At 55.3% G+C, this 15,441-nt stretch carries 13 protein-coding genes; 11 read left to right on the top strand and 2 right to left on the bottom strand.

What is annotated here, in order from left to right; genetic code table 11:
• Positions 1–158 precede the first annotated feature (158 nt).
• The 3 genes from speA to FA92_RS14515 all read left to right on the top strand — a co-directional run bounded on the left by speA (position 159) and on the right by FA92_RS14515 (position 3,831).
• A complete protein-coding gene (gene speA / locus FA92_RS14525) occupies positions 159–2,135 on the top strand; it encodes a biosynthetic arginine decarboxylase (RefSeq protein WP_072008985.1) in 1,977 nt (658 codons plus the stop codon).
• 170 nt (positions 2,136–2,305) lie between these two features.
• Entirely contained in the window at positions 2,306–3,226 is a 921-nt protein-coding gene (speB, locus tag FA92_RS14520) for an agmatinase (RefSeq protein ID WP_013358965.1), read from the top strand.
• 194 nt (positions 3,227–3,420) lie between these two features.
• A complete protein-coding gene (locus FA92_RS14515; RefSeq protein WP_033784012.1) occupies positions 3,421–3,831 on the top strand; it encodes a YidB family protein in 411 nt (136 codons plus the stop codon).
• 64 nt (positions 3,832–3,895) lie between these two features.
• Here the strand turns inward: FA92_RS14515 and FA92_RS14510 are convergent, their stop codons facing one another.
• The gene (locus tag FA92_RS14510; RefSeq protein ID WP_013358963.1) at positions 3,896–4,651 is read right to left on the bottom strand and encodes a M48 family metallopeptidase; all 756 of its coding nucleotides are present in this window, start codon (positions 4,649–4,651) and stop codon (positions 3,896–3,898) included.
• Between the two features lie 271 nt (positions 4,652–4,922).
• On the opposite strand from FA92_RS14510, the gene tkt reads away from it, so the two are divergent.
• The 7 genes from tkt to FA92_RS14475 all read left to right on the top strand — a co-directional run bounded on the left by tkt (position 4,923) and on the right by FA92_RS14475 (position 13,340).
• Positions 4,923–6,917 (top strand): transketolase, encoded by a 1,995-nt coding sequence (gene tkt, locus FA92_RS14505; RefSeq protein WP_033733687.1) that lies wholly within the window; start codon positions 4,923–4,925, stop codon positions 6,915–6,917.
• A gap of 313 nt (positions 6,918–7,230) precedes the next feature.
• A complete protein-coding gene (epd, locus tag FA92_RS14500) occupies positions 7,231–8,250 on the top strand; it encodes an erythrose-4-phosphate dehydrogenase (RefSeq protein ID WP_033733686.1) in 1,020 nt (339 codons plus the stop codon).
• Positions 8,251–8,301: 51 nt separating this feature from the next.
• Positions 8,302–9,465: a phosphoglycerate kinase gene (pgk, locus tag FA92_RS14495; RefSeq protein WP_013358959.1), complete on the top strand. Its 1,164-nt coding sequence runs from the start codon at positions 8,302–8,304 to the stop codon at positions 9,463–9,465.
• Positions 9,466–9,570: 105 nt separating this feature from the next.
• Positions 9,571–10,650, top strand: coding sequence for a class II fructose-bisphosphate aldolase (gene fbaA, locus FA92_RS14490; protein WP_013358958.1), 1,080 nt, complete (start codon positions 9,571–9,573; stop codon positions 10,648–10,650).
• A gap of 190 nt (positions 10,651–10,840) precedes the next feature.
• Positions 10,841–11,716, top strand: a complete 876-nt coding sequence (gene mscS / locus FA92_RS14485) for a small-conductance mechanosensitive channel MscS (protein ID WP_033784011.1) — start codon at positions 10,841–10,843, stop codon at positions 11,714–11,716.
• A 133-nt stretch (positions 11,717–11,849) separates the two neighbouring features.
• Positions 11,850–12,473: an arginine exporter ArgO gene (gene argO / locus FA92_RS14480; RefSeq protein ID WP_033784010.1), complete on the top strand. Its 624-nt coding sequence runs from the start codon at positions 11,850–11,852 to the stop codon at positions 12,471–12,473.
• A 144-nt stretch (positions 12,474–12,617) separates the two neighbouring features.
• Positions 12,618–13,340, top strand: a complete 723-nt coding sequence (locus FA92_RS14475) for an oxidative stress defense protein (protein ID WP_033784009.1) — start codon at positions 12,618–12,620, stop codon at positions 13,338–13,340.
• Between the two features lie 344 nt (positions 13,341–13,684).
• Here FA92_RS14475 and FA92_RS14470 read toward each other — a convergent pair whose 3' ends face one another.
• Positions 13,685–14,590 carry a LysR family transcriptional regulator ArgP gene (locus FA92_RS14470; protein WP_010248822.1) on the bottom strand — a complete coding sequence of 302 codons (906 nt, stop codon included), beginning with the start codon at positions 14,588–14,590 and terminating at the stop codon, positions 13,685–13,687.
• Positions 14,591–14,772: 182 nt separating this feature from the next.
• Here FA92_RS14470 and rpiA point away from each other — a divergent pair, with 182 nt between their 5' ends.
• On the top strand, positions 14,773–15,432 hold the full coding sequence (gene rpiA, locus FA92_RS14465) for a ribose-5-phosphate isomerase RpiA (RefSeq protein ID WP_013358954.1): 660 nt from the start codon (positions 14,773–14,775) through the stop codon (positions 15,430–15,432).
• Positions 15,433–15,441 lie beyond the last annotated feature (9 nt).

Raw genomic sequence — 15,441 nt, 5'->3', positions numbered from 1 at the left:
TGGCCAGGGTGTTTTACACTTAACTCTCATGCGTGAATCGCGCTGACGGCAATGTCAGGTGAACAGGACAGTGGATTTAATGTGGCAACAGGTTTTCAGATTAGCGGCCATAAAGCCGGTTAACAGTTCTATCTTTCAACGGAAAATTGAGGTTCGCGATGTCTGACGACATGAAGAATATCAAAGGTTCGTCAGCTGGCGAACAGGGTACACTCCGCTCCATGCAGGAGGTTGCAATGAACGATCAGGATGCGAGCAAAATGTTGCGTACGTACAACATCGCCTGGTGGGGCAACAACTATTACGACGTTAACGAACTGGGCCACATCAGTGTCTGCCCCGATCCGGACCGTCCGGATGTGCGCGTCGATTTAGCCCGCCTGGTGAAAGAGCGCGAAGCACAGGGCCAGCGTCTGCCCGCCTTGTTCTGCTTCCCGCAGATCCTGCAGCATCGTCTGCGTTCGATTAACGCCGCCTTTAAGCGTGCGCGTGAATCTTACGGTTACAAAGGCGACTACTTCCTGGTTTACCCGATCAAAGTTAACCAGCACAAACGCGTCATCGAATCGCTGATCCACTCTGGAGAACCGCTGGGACTGGAAGCAGGTTCCAAAGCAGAGCTGATGGCGGTGCTGGCGCACGCCGGACAGACCCGCTCAGTGATCGTCTGTAACGGCTATAAAGACCGCGAATATATTCGTCTGGCGCTGATCGGCGAGAAGATGGGCCACAAGGTCTATCTGGTGCTGGAGAAGATGACAGAAGTCCGGCTGGTGCTGGAAGAAGCAGAGCGTCTGAATGTGGTGCCGCGTCTCGGTATCCGTGCGCGTCTGGCTTCTCAGGGCTCCGGTAAATGGCAGTCGAGCGGCGGCGAAAAGTCGAAGTTTGGTCTGTCCGCGACCCAGGTGCTGAAGCTGGTTGAGATCATGCGTGAAGTGGGTCGCATCGACAGCCTGCAGCTGCTGCACTTCCATCTGGGTTCGCAGATGTCCAATATCCGCGATATCGCCACCGGTGTGCGTGAGTCGGCGCGCTTCTACGTCGAACTGGCGAAGCTGGGCGTTAATATCAAATGTTTCGACGTGGGCGGCGGTCTCGGTGTCGATTATGAAGGCACACGCTCGCAGTCGGACTGCTCGGTCAACTATGGCCTGAATGAGTACGCCAACAATGTGATCTGGGCGATTGGTGCGGCCTGTGATGAGCACGGTCTGGACCATCCGACGGTGATCACCGAGTCCGGTCGTGCCGTGACCGCGCACCACACGGTGCTGGTCTCCAACATCATCGGTGTGGAGCGTAACGAGTTCAGCGAACCCGAAACGCCGGATGCGGATGCGCCGCGCCCGATCCTCAGCATGTGGGAAACCTGGCAGGAGATGCACGAGCCGGACACCCGTCGTTCGCTGCGTGAATGGCTGCATGACAGCCAGATGGATCTGTCTGATATCCACACCGGCTACGCGTCCGGCACTTACGATCTCAAACAGCGTTCATGGGCTGAGCAGCTCTATCTGAGCATCTGCCACTACATTCAGCAGCATCTGGATCCCAGCAACCGTGCGCACCGTCCGATCATCGACGAACTGCAGGAGCGGATGGCGGATAAGATCTACGTTAACTTCTCGCTGTTCCAGTCTATGCCGGATGCGTGGGGTATCGATCAGCTGTTCCCGGTCCTGCCGCTGGAAGGGCTGAACAAGAAGCCGGAGCGCCGCGCCGTACTGCTCGACATCACCTGTGACTCAGATGGCACCATCGATCACTACGTGGATGGCGACGGTATCGCGACTACTATGCCGATGCCGCAATATGACGTTGATAACCCGCCGATGCTGGGCTTCTTTATGGTCGGGGCGTATCAGGAAATCCTGGGCAACATGCACAACCTGTTCGGTGACACCGAGGCGGTGGATGTCTACGCACGCGAAAATGGCGAAGTCGAAGTGCAGCTTTCGGATGAAGGTGACACCGTGGCTGACATGCTGCGTTATGTGCAGCTTGATCCTAACGAGCTGATGGCGCTGTTCCGCAATCAGGTGCAGGCGTCCGATCTCGACGACGAACTGCGCGCGCAGTTCCTGGAAGAGTTTGAGAGCGGCCTCTACGGATACACCTATTTAGAAGATGAGTAATCGGCCCCGGCAGCCCGCAATCGCATATTGCAGTTGCCGTTAACTATGTCGATAATCTGAACCACTCAATCCCTTCCTCGTCGGGCCTAACGACGCGGAGGGGATTTTTTTCATCTCAACCTTAATGGCTTGCGGGCCTGGCCCGACTTACGCACATAGAGAGAGCAATTATGTATAACACGCTTGGCAATCAGTACGACAACTCCCTGGTTTCTAACGCCTTTGGCTTCATGCGTTTTCCGCTGAATTTCCAGCCTTACGACAGCGACGCCGAGTGGGTTATCACCGGCGTGCCGTTTGATGCCGCCACTTCCGGTCGTCCGGGCAGCCGCCTGGGTCCGGGCGCAATCCGTCAGATCTCAACTAATCTGGCCTGGGAAGGCTGCCGCTGGCCGTGGGATTTCGACCTGCGTCAGCGCCTGAACGTCGTCGACTGTGGCGATCTGGTTTACGCCTTCGGCGACTCGCAGGACCTCTCTGACAAGTTACAGGCCCATGCGGAAAAACTGCTGGCCAATGGCAAGCGCATGATGACCTTTGGCGGTGACCACTACGTTACGCTGCCTCTGCTGCGCGCCCATGCGAAACATTTCGGCAAGATGGCGCTGGTGCATTTCGATGCCCATACCGATACCTACTCCAACGGCCCGACCTTTGACCACGGCACCATGTTCTTTACCGCGCCGAAAGAGGGTCTGATCGATCCACAGCACTCCGTGCAGATCGGTATCCGTACCGAGTTCGACAGGAGCCTGGGCTTCAACGTGCTGGATGCGGCGCAGGTTAATGACCGCAGCGTTGACGATATCCTCGCCGAAGTGAAACGCACCGTCGGCGATCTGCCGGTTTACCTGACCTTCGACATCGACTGCCTGGATCCGGCCCATGCGCCTGGCACCGGCACACCGGTCATTGGCGGCCTGACCACCGATAAAGCGACCAAGCTGATTCGTGGCCTGCAGGGCATGAACATTGTCGGCATGGATCTGGTGGAAGTGGCACCGGGTTACGATCACGCCGATCTGACAGCACTGGCGGCGGCGACGCTGGCACTGGATATGCTGCATGTTCAGGCCGTGAACAAAGGCTAATCCCGTCCTGAGCCTGCCGGGTCAACCCGGCAGGCTTTGCGCTGCCACCTGAAGCGGCGCAGTGTCAGTAACGGTCACCATCCGCTTTTTCCCCTCCGGATTTTTCTCCCGCTTTTGATAGCGCACGCGCCTCAGGCGTAACCACGCATCAGCAACTAAACTGACTGATATCAATTCTCAACGTGGAGGCAATTATGGGCTTTCTGGATGAACTGGCGGAAGCGCTGCAGGGCAACCAAAGCGACGGGCATCTGCCTGGGCAGTTGCAGGCGGTCTGGCACTGGGTACAGGAGCAGGGCGGCATCGAAGTGCTGCTGCAAAAATTCCAGCAGGGCGGGCTGGGTGAGGTGTTTGGTTCGTGGATCGGCACCGGGACGAATCAGCCTGTAGAACACAGCGACATCCACTCGGCGTTTGGTGAGGCGGAACTGCAGTCACTGGCGGATAAGCTGGGAACCGACGTGAAAGGCGCAGCGGGCACGCTGGCAGTTATCCTGCCGCAGCTGATTGATAAGATGTCACCGCAGGGGCATATGGATGAAGCCTCACTGCACGAGAACAAACTCGATTTAGGTTCGATGGTGGATCAGATATTCAAACGTTAGGCCACAGATACTGACCTGACACGCTCTGCAGGCGCATGCACAATGCACGCGCCTGCCGTCCGTATTACTTCGCGTCAGCAGCAATACGTTCGCGGATGTGCTCGGCGCGCGCTTCAGAAGCCGGGTGCGAGTCAAACATCGAGCTCTGACGTCCCTGTTCCAGTTTCGCCAGTTTCTCAAAGCTGGTGACCAGGCCTTCCGGGTTGATGTTGCGCTTCTTCATCAAATCGTAGGAGTAGTCATCCGCCTGTGATTCCTGTGTCTGGGAGAACTGCGCATTGACCAGTTTTTCCCCCATCTCACCCAGCTGCGACTGCGACAGTGAACCGATCACGCCGCCCACTGAGGCTGCTGCCGTGCGGGCTGCGGTCGTGGCATACGCCAGTTGCATCGCCTTGCGCGTATGACCTAACGCCACGTGCCCCATCTCATGACCCAGCACGCCTTCCACTTCATTGTCAGTCATCATATCCATCAGGCCGCTATAAACGCGGATACAGCCGTTGGCCATCGCCCAGGCGTTAACATCTTTGGTCTGATAGACCTTGTAGTTAGCCGGGACGCCGTTGATGTTGTCGCCCAGCGCGGCCGCAATCTTGTTCAGACGCTGCTGATACTCACTGTTCGCAGGCGCAACCTGATTATCTTTGTCCATCTGCTCACAGGATTTATCGCTCAGCTGCTTAACCTGATCGTCGCTCAGGGTGTACGCCTGAAACGCCTGCGCGCCCGACTGCATCAGTCCATTATTGTCTAAACCCTGACAGCCGCTGAGCAGCGTTGCCAGCCCAAGCGCTAACACCGTTTTCTGGATTTTCATGCTCTATCCCATTCATAACAAGGTAAGAAAAACAAACACCTGAAACTCAGTCAGGTGAATAAACGATTTGGTTATAGCGTGCCAGTCTGCACTTTGCTAGCAGAGTTGGCCGGAAAAGCCATACGGAGCGGTTACATTTAGCGTTTTACAGCATGTACTTTTGCCCCGATTTTCATGTACATTGATGGGCAACTTTTTCCTTGTTTTGCCCACTAACTCATTAATAACAATAAGTTAAGGCGCGAAGCATTAATCCGACCTGGAGTAGAAAATGCCCTCTCGTAAAGAGCTTGCCAACGCCATTCGTGCGTTAAGTATGGATGCAGTACAGAAAGCGAAATCGGGACATCCGGGTGCCCCAATGGGCATGGCGGACATCGCTGAAGTACTCTGGCGCGGCTACCTGAACCACAACCCAACCAACCCGCTGTGGGCCGACCGCGACCGTTTCGTTCTGTCTAATGGTCACGGCTCCATGCTGATCTATAGCCTGCTGCACCTGACCGGCTACGATCTGCCACTGAGCGAGCTGGAAAACTTCCGCCAGCTGCACTCAAAAACTCCAGGTCACCCTGAATATGGCTACACCGTGGGCGTTGAAACCACCACCGGTCCGCTGGGGCAGGGCATCGCGAACGCAGTCGGCTTCGCCATTGCGGAACGCACGCTGGCCGCACAGTTCAACCGTCCGGGTCATGACATCGTAGACCACAACACCTATGTCTTCATGGGTGATGGCTGCATGATGGAAGGTATTTCGCACGAAGTCTGCTCACTGGCGGGTACGCTGAAGCTGGGCAAACTGGTTGCGTTCTACGATGACAACGGCATCTCTATCGATGGTCACATTGATGGCTGGTTCACCGATGACACCGCGAAGCGCTTTGAAGCGTACGGCTGGCACGTGGTGCGCGGCGTTGATGGTCACGATGCGGACGCGATTGCTAAAGCGATCGACGAAGCGAAAAGCGTCAGCGACAAGCCTTCATTGCTGATGTGCAAAACCGTTATCGGCTTTGGTTCACCGAACAAAGCGGGCACGCATGATTCACACGGCGCACCGCTGGGTGATGATGAAGTGGCACTGACCCGCAAACAGCTGGGCTGGAACCACGCGCCATTCGTTATTCCTTCTGACATCTATGCAGAGTGGGACGCGAAAGAAGCGGGCCAGGCAAAAGAGTCTGCATGGGATGAGAAATTCGCTGCGTATGCGCAGGCACATCCTGAACTGGCTGCCGAGTTCAAACGTCGCGTCAGCAACGAACTGCCCGCTAACTGGCAGGAAGAGTCGCAGAAGTTCGTTGAGCAGCTACAGGCGAACCCGGCCAAGATCGCCAGCCGTAAAGCCTCACAGAACGCTATCGAAGCTTTCGGTAAAATTCTGCCGGAATACCTGGGCGGCTCAGCCGACCTGGCACCGAGCAACCTGACTATCTGGTCTGGCTCTAAGCCAATCAACGAAGATGCAGCGGGTAACTACATCCATTACGGCGTGCGCGAGTTTGGTATGACCGCTATCGCTAATGGCCTGGCGCTGCATGGCGGCTTCCTGCCGTACACCGCCACCTTCCTGATGTTCGTTGAATATGCGCGTAATGCAGCGCGTATGGCGGCACTGATGAAGATCCGCCAGATCATGGTCTACACCCACGATTCTATCGGTCTGGGCGAAGATGGTCCGACGCACCAGCCGGTTGAGCAGATGGCGAGCCTGCGTACCACACCAAACATGAGCCTGTGGCGTCCATGTGACCAGGTTGAATCTGCCGTGGCGTGGAAATATGCCATCGAACGTCAGGATGGCCCGACAGCACTGATCTTCTCTCGTCAGAACCTGGCGCAGCAGGAACGTGACGCTGCACAGCTGGCTAACGTGGCACGTGGCGGTTATGTACTGAAAGATTGCGACGGCACCCCTGAGCTGATCCTGATCGCTACCGGTTCAGAAGTTGAGCTGGCTGTCGGTGCATGGGACAAACTCACCAGCGAAGGCCGTAAAGTGCGCGTGGTCTCTATGCCCTCAACGGATGCTTTCGACAAGCAGAGCGATGAGTACCGCGAATCCGTACTGCCGAAAGCGGTCAGCGCGCGCGTCGCTATCGAAGCGGGCATCGCGGATTACTGGTTCAAATACACCGGTCTGAACGGCGCTATCGTGGGTATGACCAGCTTCGGCGAATCTGCACCTGCGGATCAGCTGTTTGAACTGTTTGGCTTCACCGTCGACAACGTGGTCGCTAAAGCGAAGGCGCTGCTGGCGTAAAAACCGGCCAAGCGGGTCTGTTCCCGTCTGGCAGTGAAACAAGAGGGGCGAAATTTTCGTCCCTTTATTTATTATTCCTCCAGTAATAACTGACTATGGCCCGAATTTGTGACGCAGATCCAAATTTAAGCAGTCAGATTGATCACAGTCATTCCTGTTATTCCTTCCTTCTATTATTGTGGCTGAACCGTTTCAGTCGCTGTGCACACCGCCCTGATTTCGGACAATGCCGGGTAAGAATCTCCTGTACAAAATGCAGTGAAACGCTCAGGCTAACGGCACGTTTTTTTCAGTCTGACGTGGCAGGAGAGAAATGACGGTACGGGTAGCGATAAATGGTTTTGGCCGGATTGGACGCAACGTCCTGCGCGCGCTCTATGAAACGGGCCGGCGTGCAGAGATCACCGTGGTCGCCATTAACGAGCTGGCAGAAGCCACCGGTATGGCGCATCTGCTGAAATACGATACCAGCCATGGCCGTTTTGCGTTCGACGTCCGTCAGGAGCGCGATGTGATGTGGGTGGGGGGTGATACCCTACGTATTCTGCACCGTGCAGACATTGCCGATTTGCCCTGGCGTGAACTCGACGTGGATGTGGTGCTGGACTGTACCGGCGTCTATGGCTCGCGGGCTGATGGCGAAGCGCACCTGCAGGCTGGCGCTAAAAAAGTGCTGTTCTCTCATCCCGGCGGCAACGATCTCGACGCCACGGTGGTGTATGGCGTTAACCAGCAGGCACTGACCGCCAGTGACCGCATCGTCTCCAACGCCTCCTGTACGACGAACTGCATTATTCCGGTGATTAAGCTGCTGGATGATGCGTTTGGAATCGAATCCGGCACTGTCACTACGATCCACTCGGCGATGCACGATCAGCAGGTGATCGACGCCTATCACAGCGATCTGCGCCGCACACGTGCAGCCAGTCAGTCGATCATCCCGGTAGATACGCGTCTGGCGGCTGGCATTACCCGTATTTTTCCGAAATTCAACGATCGCTTTGAGGCGATAGCCGTTCGCGTCCCGACGATTAACGTGACGGCCATTGATCTCAGCGTTTCTGTGCATAACGCGGTGACAGCGTGTGATGTTAACACCCTGTTGCGGAGCGCGGCAGAAGGGGCATTTCGTGGTATAGTTGACTATACGGAATTACCGTTAGTCTCAGTAGATTTTAACCATGATCCGCACAGTGCCATTGTGGATGGAACACAAACGCGGGTCAGCGGTCAACACCTTATCAAGACCCTGGTCTGGTGTGACAACGAATGGGGCTTTGCTAACCGAATGCTCGACACGACGTTAGCGATGGCCGCAAGCGGTTTCAGGTAAGACGCGGTTTGCGTCTGGCAAAACTTATGAGAATCAACGAGAGGGTTCACCATGTCTGTAATTAAGATGACCGATCTGGATCTGGCTGGCAAACGCGTTCTGATCCGTGCCGATCTGAACGTACCAGTTAAAGAAGGTAAAGTGACGTCTGATGCACGTATCCGTGCTTCTCTGCCAACCATTGAAGCGGCGTTGAAACAGGGCGCGAAAGTAATGGTTACCTCCCACCTGGGTCGTCCGACCGAAGGTGAGTACAACGAAGAGTTCTCGCTGCTGCCGGTAGTTAACTACCTGAAAGAGAAGCTGAGCGGCACCAATGTGACCCTGGCAAAAGATTACCTCGATGGCGTTGAAGTCGGCGCTGGCGAACTGGTGGTGCTGGAAAACGTTCGCTTCAACAAAGGCGAAAAGAAAGACGACGAAGCACTGTCTAAAAAATATGCTGCGCTGTGCGACGTATTTGTGATGGACGCCTTTGGTACTGCGCACCGTGCGCAGGCGTCTACCCACGGCGTCGGCAAATTTGCTCCTATCGCCTGTGCCGGTCCGCTGCTTTCTGCAGAACTGGAAGCGCTGGGTAAAGTTATGAGCAACCCGGAACGTCCGCTGGTGGCTGTTGTTGGCGGTTCTAAAGTCTCTACCAAATTTGACGTGCTGCAGTCTCTGGTCAAAATCGCGGACACCGTGATTGTGGGCGGCGGTATTGCTAACACCTTCGTGGCTATCGACAACAATGTCGGTAAATCACTCTATGAACCAGACTTCGTTGAAGCGGCCAAAGGCCTGCGCGATCAGCACGGTATCCCGGTTCCGACTGACTCACGCGTCGGCACAGAATTCTCTGAAACTGCGCCAGCGACCGTGAAAAAGGTTTCGGAAGTGGCGGATAACGAAGAGATTATGGACTTTGGTGACGAAACCGCACAGGCGATGGCGGCTATCCTGAAGGATGCTAAAACCATCCTGTGGAACGGCCCGGTGGGCGTGTTTGAGTTCCCTAACTTCCGTAAAGGCACCGAGATCGTGGCGAACGCCATTGCAGACAGCGATGCCTTCTCTGTTGCTGGCGGTGGCGATACCTTAGCGGCTATCGACCTGTTCGGCATTGAAGACAAAATTTCCTACATCTCTACCGGCGGCGGCGCGTTCCTTGAATTCGTTGAAGGCAAAAAACTGCCTGCAGTTGCTATGCTGGAAGAGCGTGCGAAGCAGTAATCCTTTGGGGGCGATGCCTGGCGGCATCGCCTGAAGTCTTGCCCGTCTGGGCGTTTAAATCGATGTTCCCGAGCGGGAACAACGGTCACGAAACAGGACACAATCATGTCTAAAATTTTTGATTTCGTAAAACCCGGCGTTGTCACTGGTGATGACGTACAGAAGATCTTCAAAGTTGCGAAAGAGAACAAATTCGCACTGCCAGCCGTAAACTGCGTCGGCACCGACTCTATCAATGCCGCACTGGAAGCCGCTGCGAAAGTTAAAGCGCCAATCATCATCCAGTTCTCTAACGGCGGTGCTGCATTTATCGCGGGTAAAGGCTTCAAGACTGATAAACCACAGGGCGCGGCCATTTTCGGCGCTATCGCGGGTGCACACCATGTTCACCTGATGGCTGAGCAGTATGGCGTGCCGGTTATCCTGCACACCGACCACTGTGCCAAGAAACTGCTGCCATGGATCGACGGTCTGCTGGACGCGGGTGAAGAGTATTTCCAGAAAAACGGTAAACCACTGTTCTCTTCTCACATGATCGACCTGTCAGAAGAGTCTCTGGAAGAGAACATCGAGATCAGCAGCAAATACCTGGCGCGTATGGCGAAACTCGACATGACGCTGGAAATCGAACTGGGCTGCACCGGTGGTGAAGAAGATGGCGTGGATAACAGCCACATGGACGCTTCTGCACTCTACACTCAGCCGGAAGATGTGAACTACGCGTATGAAAAACTGCATGCGATTAGCCCGCGCTTCACCATTGCGGCTTCATTCGGTAACGTACACGGCGTTTACAAGCCAGGTAACGTGAAACTGACCCCGACCATTCTGCGCGATTCGCAGAAATATGTGTGTGAAAAACATGGCCTGCCGCACAACGCGCTGGACTTCGTTTTCCACGGCGGTTCAGGTTCTTCAGCTGCAGAAATCGAAGAGTCTATCAGCTACGGCGTGATCAAGATGAACATCGATACCGATACCCAGTGGGCAACCTGGGACGGCATCCTGCAGTACTACAAAAAGAACGAAGGCTATCTGCAGTCGCAGCTGGGTAACCCGGAAGGCGACGACAAGCCAAACAAAAAATACTACGACCCACGCGTCTGGCTGCGTTCTGCCCAGGCCTCTATGGTCGTGCGTCTGGAGCAGGCTTTCAAAGAGCTTAACGCTGTCGACGTGCTGTAACTGACATTCAGTAATCGTACAAAAAAGGCCCGAAAGGGCCTTTTTTTATGCAAAATTTTCGTAAAAACGCGCTTTAAAGCCCGACGGTTTGGCGCTTAAGGGGATAATTGATTACCCTTGATGGCAGGGTGTCGGATGTCATCTGGCAGTTTTTTCATTCCCGGTGGGAATCTAACAACAGGGCTTATTAATGGAAGATTTACACGTCGTCGACGGCTTAAACAACGCAGGTAACTGGCTGATTCGCAATCAGGCGCTGATCATCAGCTATGCCGTAAATATCGTTGCCGCTATCGCCATCATCATTATCGGGATGGTCATCGCCCGTATCATCTCTAATGCCGTAAATCGCCTGCTGCGCGCCCGTCATATCGACGCGACCGTGGCAGACTTCCTCTCCGCGCTGGTGCGCTATGGCGTTATCGCCTTCACCATTATCGCGGCGCTGGGACGTATTGGTGTGCAGACCGCCTCGGTGATTGCTGTACTGGGTGCTGCTGGTCTGGCAGTTGGTCTGGCCTTACAGGGATCGCTCTCAAACCTGGCCGCAGGCGTCCTGCTGGTCACCTTCCGCCCGTTCCGTACAGGCGAGTTTGTTGATCTGGGTGGCGTGATGGGCACCGTACTGCATGTGCAGATTTTCTCTACTACGCTCCGGACCGGGGATGGCAAAATTGTGGTGGTGCCAAACGGTAAAATCATCAGCGGAAACATCGTTAACTTCTCGCGTGAGCCGGTTCGTCGCAATGAATTTATCATTGGCGTCGCTTATGAAGCGGATGTGGATGAAGTCATTGCCTTACTGCAGCAGGTCGTTGAAGCCGACAGCCGTGTATTGAAAGAGAAGGGTATTCAGATCGGTCTTAACGAACTGGCTGCTTCTTCCATGAACTTTGTGGTGCGTTGCTGGAGCAACAGCGGAGACCTGCAGGACGTTTACTGGGATCTGCTGAAGAACTTCAAACGTGCGCTGGATGGCAAAGGAATTGGTATTCCTTATCCGCAGATGGATGTGCATCTGCATCAGAAATCCGCGCCTGAAGCCGTCGAAACGCAGGTTCAGTGACAATAAAAATCGATCAATGGGCGGCGACCGTCGCCCATTAATTTTGCTAATCGCAGATTAGTTCTTTCAATTTCCGCTAATCATTTCCTCTCTTTATACTTCTTCGCATCTGACCACGTGAGGACGTAATGCTGTGATATCTCTCTACTTTCAGGGGCTTGCCCTCGGCGCCGCGCTGATACTGCCGCTGGGGCCGCAAAACGCATTTGTGATGAATCAGGGTGTAAAACGTCAGTACCATCTGATGACGGCGGCACTCTGCTCGCTGAGCGATATTCTGCTGATATGCGGCGGCATCTTTGGCGGCAGCGCCTTGCTGAGTCAGTCTCCGCTGCTGCTGATGGTCATCACCTGGGCGGGCGTGGCTTTTCTGCTGTGGTATGGCTGGGGCGCGTTGCGCAGTGCTTTTCGCGGTGAGGCCGATCTGACGGATGGTGAGCCGTTAAAGCAGAGCAGGGGACGCATCATTGCGACGCTGCTGGCGGTAACCTGGCTCAATCCGCACGTCTACCTCGACACCTTTGTGGTGCTGGGCAGTCTTGGCGGTCAGTTGCCGACTACCACGGCGCGTCAGTGGTTCGCGCTGGGCACCATCAGTGCGTCGATCCTCTGGTTCTTTGGCCTGGCCCTGCTGGCCGCGTGGCTCTCACCGCGCCTGCGTACCGCGAAAGCCCAGCGCATTATTAACCTGCTGGTGGGTGCGGTAATGTGGTTTATCGCCCTGCAGTTGGCGCGCCAGGGCATTGCCGGTTTTTGATCCCGGCTGCGATCCGCGCCAGTAATTGCCGCACCGCAGGCGAACTTTTGCCATAATGACCACTCAAAGCATGGCGCATACCGATGCGCTTTTGGGCTTCGCCGGTTGGAAGCCGTCATAGTGACCTTTTCAAGGAGGACTTTCATGAAACTGAAAGCATTGGCTCTGGCCGCAATCATGAGCGCCGGGGCATTGCCTGGCGTACACGCTGATGAGTTACCGAACGGACCGCACGTGGTGACCTCAGGCAAGGCAACGGTCGATGCCCGTCCCGATATCGCGACGCTCTCAATCGTGGTGAACGTGTCGTCGAAAGATGCTGCAGATGCGAAAAAGCAGGCGGATAGCCGGGTTGCGCAATATTTCGATTTTCTGCAGAAAAACGGCATTGAGAAGAAAGATATCGATGCAGCTAACCTGAGCACACAGCCTGAGTACGATTACACCAAAGAGGGTAAATCGGTACTGAAAGGCTATCGCGCGGTGCGTCAGGTGCAGGTCACCCTGCGTCAACTGGACAAGCTGAACGATCTGCTGGACGGGGCGCTGAAGTCTGGTCTGAATGAGGTACGCAGCGTTGAGTTAGGCGTGGCAAACCCGGAAAGCTACAAAGAGCAGGCGCGTAAAGCCGCGATTAAGAACGCGACTCAGCAGGCCTCACAGCTGGCTGAAGGCTTCAACGCGAAGCTGGGATCCATCTACAGCATTCGTTATCAGGTTGCCAACTATCAGCCGATGCCAATGAACCGCATGTATAAAGCGGCAGCCGCGGCAGATACGTCGGCGCAGGAAACCTACGATCAGCAGAGCATCAACTTTGACGATCAGGTAGATGTGGTGTTTGAGCTCAAGCCCAACACGCCATAATGCAAAACGGGGCTGATGTCCCGTTTGAGATTGTTGACAAAACCTGGCCTGGTTCGCTGTGAGACGGTGCCTGCACAGGAAACAGGGTCAGATCGGAAAGTCGCTAAGGCCAATCCCTGGCCGCTCGGCCCGCACAATTACGCACCTCATCCCTGAGGTGCGCCCGTGACCGGGCCAACGCGTTGCGTTGTTCAAAAACGCTCCCGGCGTTTTTGTCCCAGGCCGCGGGACGCTTTCCTCTTCTGACCCTGTTCCCTTCGCGTTTAACTTTTCTGTTGTTGTAAGACTCCTGGTTATCCCGATTTGTCAGCAACAAAAACGGGGCTTTCGCCCCGTTTTTGTTTTCAGGCTGCCACGTCATCCTGCCGCAGCACCCGATGTCCATGCGCAATCAGCGCATCGGTCACCCGACGCATTAAGCGGCTCTCCGGCGCAAACCGATGCCAGTAGAGCATCCGGCGCTGACACAATCCCGGCGTCAAATCGATTAACTCACCGCTTGCCAGCTCACGCTCAATCTGAAGATGCGGGATCATACAGCAGGTTGAACCCTGCCGCGCCATCTGCACAAAGGCTTCAGAGGAGTTCACGATGTGGCAGGGCACGCTGCCGGGTGAAAGATCAAAGTTCTGCTGCAGGAAGGCCTGATGCATATCATCAAGATGGTCAAACGCCACCGCAGGCGCTTTCAGCAGGGCTGAGCGCGTGACGCCGTTAGGAAAGAAGCGATCGGCAAAGTCGCGTGACGCGACAAACAGATAGTCGAGCGCACCGAGCTGATCCACCAGACAACTCGGTAGCGGTTGCGGCTGAATACTCACTGCACCGACTACTTCACCCCGACGCAGACGCTCCTGAGTGCGGGTTTCATCTTCGACCTGCAGATTCAGACGGACAGGGGAATCTGCCAGCACATCTTTCAGCGCAGGCAGTAGCCAGGTCGCCAGACTGTCGGCGTTGACCGCCAGCGACAGCAGCAGCGGTGTGGTGCCACTGTTCTCATCGCCCAGCCACTCCTCTTCCAGCAGCTCCACCTGATGCAGTAACGCCAGCAATTTCTGACCCTGTTCAGTCGGACGCGGCGGCACGGTGCGCACCAGCAGCGGCTGACCAAACAGGTTCTCCAGCTGCTTGATACGCTGTGAAACCGCCGATTGGGTGATACACAACTTTTGTGCGGCACGCTCAAAGCCGCGTTCGCGGATCACTGAATCCAGCGCCTGAAGCGTTCGATAATCCGGGCGTTTCATTCTTCTTCTCTCTCCTTCAGGGTGGACGTCACTATGCCACAAAAGTGTCACCTGTGATGGCTCGCTTGTTTTTTGTGGGCTGGCTTCCAAAGCGTTAAATCCACGTCGGACAGCCGAGCATTTTCAGCAAGCCTTGTTTTATACTACGCGCACTTCGTTGTCGCACAGGTTTTAAACATACCATGACCCAGGATGAACTGAAAAAAGCCGTTGGCTGGGCTGCACTTGACTATGTGCAGCCGGGCACCGTTGTTGGCGTAGGCACCGGATCCACCGCTGCCCACTTTATTGATGCGCTGGCCACGGTCAGGCATCAGATCGAAGGTGCCGTCTCCAGCTCCGACGCTTCTACCCAGAAGCTGAAAAGCCTGGGCATTCAGGTGTTCGATCTGAACGAGATTGACCTGCTGTCGGTTTACGTTGATGGCGCGGATGAGATCAACCCACAGATGCAGATGATCAAAGGCGGCGGCGCAGCGCTGACGCGTGAAAAGATCGTAGCCGCGGTGGCCGAGACCTTTATCTGCATCGCTGACGCCTCAAAAGAGGTCGATGTGCTGGGGCGTTTTCCGCTGCCAGTCGAAGTGATTCCGATGGCGCGCAGTTACGTGGCGCGTCAGCTGGTGAAAATGGGCGGCTTACCTGAGTATCGTCAGAACGTGGTGACCGATAACGGCAACATTATTCTCGATGTGCATAATCTGCGCATTCTCGATCCGATTGAGCTCGAAAAAACCATCAATGCCTTGCCGGGCGTCGTTACCGTTGGTCTTTTTGCCGCGCGCGGTGCCGATATCGCATTGATTGGCGGTCCTGATGGCGTGAAAACTATCAAAAAATGATCTGTCTGG

Origin of the sequence: Pantoea sp. 9140 (assembly GCF_000745295.1) — a bacterium.
In the GTDB taxonomy this organism is placed as follows: domain Bacteria; phylum Pseudomonadota; class Gammaproteobacteria; order Enterobacterales; family Enterobacteriaceae; genus Pantoea; species Pantoea vagans.
The sequence above is the reverse complement of the archived record's forward strand: the minus strand, read 5'-3'. Positions and strand labels throughout refer to the sequence as shown.

What these genes read in the sequence shown, in the direction of transcription:
- speA (WP_072008985.1), top strand. Translation starts at nt 159, where the DNA reads ATGTCTGACGACATGAAGAATATCAAAGGTTCGTCAGCTGGCGAACAG.
- speB (WP_013358965.1), top strand. Translation starts at nt 2,306, where the DNA reads ATGTATAACACGCTTGGCAATCAGTACGACAACTCCCTGGTTTCTAAC.
- FA92_RS14515 (WP_033784012.1), top strand. Translation starts at nt 3,421, where the DNA reads ATGGGCTTTCTGGATGAACTGGCGGAAGCGCTGCAGGGCAACCAAAGC.
- FA92_RS14510 (WP_013358963.1), bottom strand. Translation starts at nt 4,651, where the DNA reads ATGAAAATCCAGAAAACGGTGTTAGCGCTTGGGCTGGCAACGCTGCTC.
- tkt (WP_033733687.1), top strand. Translation starts at nt 4,923, where the DNA reads ATGCCCTCTCGTAAAGAGCTTGCCAACGCCATTCGTGCGTTAAGTATG.
- epd (WP_033733686.1), top strand. Translation starts at nt 7,231, where the DNA reads ATGACGGTACGGGTAGCGATAAATGGTTTTGGCCGGATTGGACGCAAC.
- pgk (WP_013358959.1), top strand. Translation starts at nt 8,302, where the DNA reads ATGTCTGTAATTAAGATGACCGATCTGGATCTGGCTGGCAAACGCGTT.
- fbaA (WP_013358958.1), top strand. Translation starts at nt 9,571, where the DNA reads ATGTCTAAAATTTTTGATTTCGTAAAACCCGGCGTTGTCACTGGTGAT.
- mscS (WP_033784011.1), top strand. Translation starts at nt 10,841, where the DNA reads ATGGAAGATTTACACGTCGTCGACGGCTTAAACAACGCAGGTAACTGG.
- FA92_RS14475 (WP_033784009.1), top strand. Translation starts at nt 12,618, where the DNA reads ATGAAACTGAAAGCATTGGCTCTGGCCGCAATCATGAGCGCCGGGGCA.
- FA92_RS14470 (WP_010248822.1), bottom strand. Translation starts at nt 14,590, where the DNA reads ATGAAACGCCCGGATTATCGAACGCTTCAGGCGCTGGATTCAGTGATC.
- rpiA (WP_013358954.1), top strand. Translation starts at nt 14,773, where the DNA reads ATGACCCAGGATGAACTGAAAAAAGCCGTTGGCTGGGCTGCACTTGAC.